The sequence below is a fragment of the Herbivorax alkaliphila genome (assembly GCF_030848475.1).
In the GTDB taxonomy this organism is placed as follows: domain Bacteria; phylum Bacillota; class Clostridia; order Acetivibrionales; family Acetivibrionaceae; genus Herbivorax.
On sequence record NZ_JAVDDS010000095.1, the window covers coordinates 1 to 4,190 of the forward strand.

The 4,190-nt window shown below is 32.2% G+C and carries 2 protein-coding genes and 1 CRISPR repeat array; both genes read right to left on the reverse strand.

Annotated elements, in window-relative coordinates; translation table 11 throughout:
* Positions 1 to 61: 61 nt before the first annotated feature.
* Positions 62 to 490: a hypothetical protein gene (locus tag RBH29_RS17125; protein ID WP_306698224.1), complete on the reverse strand. Its 429-nt coding sequence runs from the start codon at positions 488 to 490 to the stop codon at positions 62 to 64.
* A 56-nt stretch (positions 491 to 546) separates the two neighbouring features.
* Positions 547 to 1,731 (reverse strand): S-layer homology domain-containing protein, encoded by a 1,185-nt coding sequence (locus RBH29_RS17130; protein WP_306698225.1) that lies wholly within the window; start codon positions 1,729 to 1,731, stop codon positions 547 to 549.
* Positions 1,732 to 1,791: 60 nt separating this feature from the next.
* Positions 1,792 to 4,154: a CRISPR direct-repeat array (repeat unit 37 nt; unit sequence GTTTCAATCCTTGTTTTAATGGATTTCTTACTGCAAC).
* Positions 4,155 to 4,190: the final 36 nt, after the last annotated feature.

The following is a 4,190-nucleotide window of genomic DNA, read 5'->3' on the forward strand; positions in this document are numbered from 1 at the left end:
AAAACTAACAGTGTTGCAAGCCTTGTTTAGTGGATGTTTTACTGTAATGGATTTTATAGCTTTAAGGGATATAACAGAAGATGGGTTTCAACCCTTGTTTTAATGGATTTCTTACTGCAACTGTAAAGTTATTGTTATCCATAGTATATCCTATATATCTACGTTGCATAACCCCTCTTTTATTATTACCTCTATCTCCATGTGGTTCTCCATAAGATATTATACTGCCATATATTTCATCATTGTCCCTATTCTCTTCTAACCACTCACCATATAATGTTTTTACGTTTATTGCTCTTCCATCACTGTTAGTAGTCTCAAACTTATAATCTTCCTCTGTCAATCCATATAACTCTCTTAATTGATTATTAGCTTCTCTTATTAATTTACTTGCTTCCGTATTAGCTTGTGCTTCGTTAATATTCAATACTAATACTGTACTTATGACTAATACCAAAGTTATTATTAAACTTACGATCTTATTTCTCATCTCAACTATCCCTCCTTTAATAATTTAAAGTTAGTGGGCAATACCCACTAACTCATTCAATTCATAATTACAGTTACAGTTATACAATTGTCACCTGCAAATGCATCTATTACTACTCTATACCCCTCTAAATGTAGAACCTCTTGAAAATCCGCTGAGTTATCATTCTTTTTAGATATTGCACCCATCATTTGACTTACACTTTCCTCACTAAACTTACTGCTTAACATATCCTCAATCATCTTTACATTCTCACTTTTTCCAACTACAGGAGCATTTAAATCCATATCTATACTTTCCAATTCTAACCCACTTTTACTTACATACCTAGCGTATAAATACCCAGGTACTACATAACCGTTAACATGCACTGGTTTGTTTATCTCATATAATTTCTCTGCTTCTTGTCTTTCATGTGCTTTAACCCTCATAAACCATCCTGGGTCTTTTATATAGTTTTTTAATCTTAAAGCCATAGTAGCCAACTGTGCTCTTGTAGCTGTTTCTCCAAACCCAAATATTCTTAATCCATCTTCTGCCCAGCCAGAACCTTCTGTTAAGTAATTATCAAATGCTGCGTTTATATAACTAGCATCCTTGTTATCTACATCTTTAAATATAACTTCCATACTATCATAAGGCTCTATATCTAACGCTTTACATGTATATTCAATCATTTTCTCACGTGTAATTGGTTTATTTGGATCTATTACCTCATTATCTTTTAATACTCCTTTTTCCCTACACGAATCAATAAATTTTTCATACCACTCCCCAGAACCTTCCCTAAATTCTACTTCAGCATCAATTAGTCTACTTATTATAGTTAGGTATTCTGCATAAGTGATTTGAGTATTTGGCGAGTATTTACTATCACTAACACCCACTACTAATCCTTTAGCTCTAGCCTCTAATACATCATTATAGAACCAATCACCATCTTTAACATCATCGAAACTTATATTTTGTGTCTCTACTTGACCCTTAATATTATCTCTGTATATATTAACTACATCCTCTTCTTCATCTAACCTTACCTCTTCTCTTTCTTCAGCAGCTCTTTTATTAGTCTCGTCAATTTCCTCTACATCATATACCTCAACTTTTATCTCCCCTACATCTTGTATAAAAGCCGCTACATCTTCCGTTGTAGCTTTTAACGTTACTATCTGAGATAATATTATAATTCCAGTAAGGGCTGGAATTACCAATCTTTTAATTCCCATAAATTTTCTGTCCATTTTTATTCTCCTCCTATATCTTTTTTAGTTTTCCTTTATTCTCCCTCTTTTCATAAAATAGTTTCAATCCTTGTTTTAATGGATTTCTTACTGCAACTTTGTCAGCATGGCTCATACTATTCCAGCCATTCAACGTTTCAATCCTTGTTTTAATGGATTTCTTACTGCAACTCTTTATAAAAAAGATGGAACAATTTACGCAAAATAGTTTCAATCCTTGTTTTAATGGATTTCTTACTGCAACACAATTACTATAAGCTGATCTGAAAGTTTATAATTTAGTTTCAATCCTTGTTTTAATGGATTTCTTACTGCAACCAAAAACAGATATTTGACCTAACTTAACAAAATTTTTGTTTCAATCCTTGTTTTAATGGATTTCTTACTGCAACGAAAAATTTGTGACTGAATTCAAGGAAAAAATACTGTTTCAATCCTTGTTTTAATGGATTTCTTACTGCAACCCAGTAATGCTAATACTTTGAAGCATATTTTAATTATGTTTCAATCCTTGTTTTAATGGATTTCTTACTGCAACTATTTTACAGCTAAATACGACACTTATGATTGTGTTTCAATCCTTGTTTTAATGGATTTCTTACTGCAACCTGAGTTGAAAAGAAGAGATAGAAAAGAAGTTTTTGTTTCAATCCTTGTTTTAATGGATTTCTTACTGCAACAAAGAAGATTAACGATATAAAAAAGCAAATAGAGTTGATGTTTCAATCCTTGTTTTAATGGATTTCTTACTGCAACTTTGAGCTTCTTCTCTTAATTGTCTAATCCTTCTCGGTTTCAATCCTTGTTTTAATGGATTTCTTACTGCAACTTTGAGCTTCTTCTCTTAATTGTCTAATCCTTCTCGGTTTCAATCCTTGTTTTAATGGATTTCTTACTGCAACTACTGCAACACCCTATTCACTTGTAACCGTGGAAGCCTTACAGTTTCAATCCTTGTTTTAATGGATTTCTTACTGCAACAGTATTAGTATTACAGGAAAAAAGCAGGAAGTTAAAAAGGAGTTTCAATCCTTGTTTTAATGGATTTCTTACTGCAACCTGGTATAATATCGGGTAACCCAACGGGTAGGGTGTGTTTCAATCCTTGTTTTAATGGATTTCTTACTGCAACGAGAAGCCGATTATAAGAACCTAATACATACCGTAGAAGTTTCAATCCTTGTTTTAATGGATTTCTTACTGCAACTTTTTTCTCCACTAGAAGCTATAGGTAATGCTATGGAGGGCATGAGTTTCAATCCTTGTTTTAATGGATTTCTTACTGCAACCAAAAACAACAACAAATTAAACTGCAGATTGAAAAGTTTCAATCCTTGTTTTAATGGATTTCTTACTGCAACTATATCAGTTTCATCGTTTGCTTCATCGTCAGCTATTTGTTTCAATCCTTGTTTTAATGGATTTCTTACTGCAACATCCAGTTCACTAGAACTAGATAAATCTATTAAAGCATCATCATGTTTCAATCCTTGTTTTAATGGATTTCTTACTGCAACTATTATAATATAGTATAATTATAAGTGTAAGATAGTGTTTCAATCCTTGTTTTAATGGATTTCTTACTGCAACTGAATAATAGGAGGACGATAAAAGGCGTTGTCTCGTTTCAATCCTTGTTTTAATGGATTTCTTACTGCAACTCATTCGTGTGCCCACTGTAATAGTTGAGGTTATTGACTTTTGTTTCAATCCTTGTTTTAATGGATTTCTTACTGCAACCTGTATAAACCTCATAGTCAGACTTTCCTCCACCATAATGAGGTTTCAATCCTTGTTTTAATGGATTTCTTACTGCAACAGACTCTTCCTTTATGCACTGTTGAACGCTCTATTTGTTTCAATCCTTGTTTTAATGGATTTCTTACTGCAACATTTATAAGCAAAGACAGCTGGGATAGACCAATATAGTTTCAATCCTTGTTTTAATGGATTTCTTACTGCAACTGGGAAGAGGGGATATAAACCCAAAAGAATATATTTAAGTTTCAATCCTTGTTTTAATGGATTTCTTACTGCAACTCTGTCGGTTCGTTATTGTATCTAACTCTTAGATTTTTGCCATGTTTCAATCCTTGTTTTAATGGATTTCTTACTGCAACCCTTAAATAAATTCTTTATAACATCCTCTACTAAATGGTTTCAATCCTTGTTTTAATGGATTTCTTACTGCAACAATATACAAGGTATTTCAAGAATTATAAACGCAAGAGAAAAAGGTTTCAATCCTTGTTTTAATGGATTTCTTACTGCAACCATCTTAACGACAGTCCATATAATATTCAAAGCTCCTTGTTTCAATCCTTGTTTTAATGGATTTCTTACTGCAACAAAATTAAAATATAAAATAATCCTTGACAACAGATATGTTTCAATCCTTGTTTTAATGGATTTCTTACTGCAACTCTTTAATATAAAAACCCCATTTCATATTGTTAGTA

Coding starts and splice junctions, on each gene's coding strand:
- RBH29_RS17130 (WP_306698225.1), bottom strand. CDS start 1,731: ATGGACAGAAAATTTATGGGAATTAAAAGATTGGTAATTCCAGCCCTT.
- RBH29_RS17125 (WP_306698224.1), bottom strand. CDS start 490: ATGAGAAATAAGATCGTAAGTTTAATAATAACTTTGGTATTAGTCATA.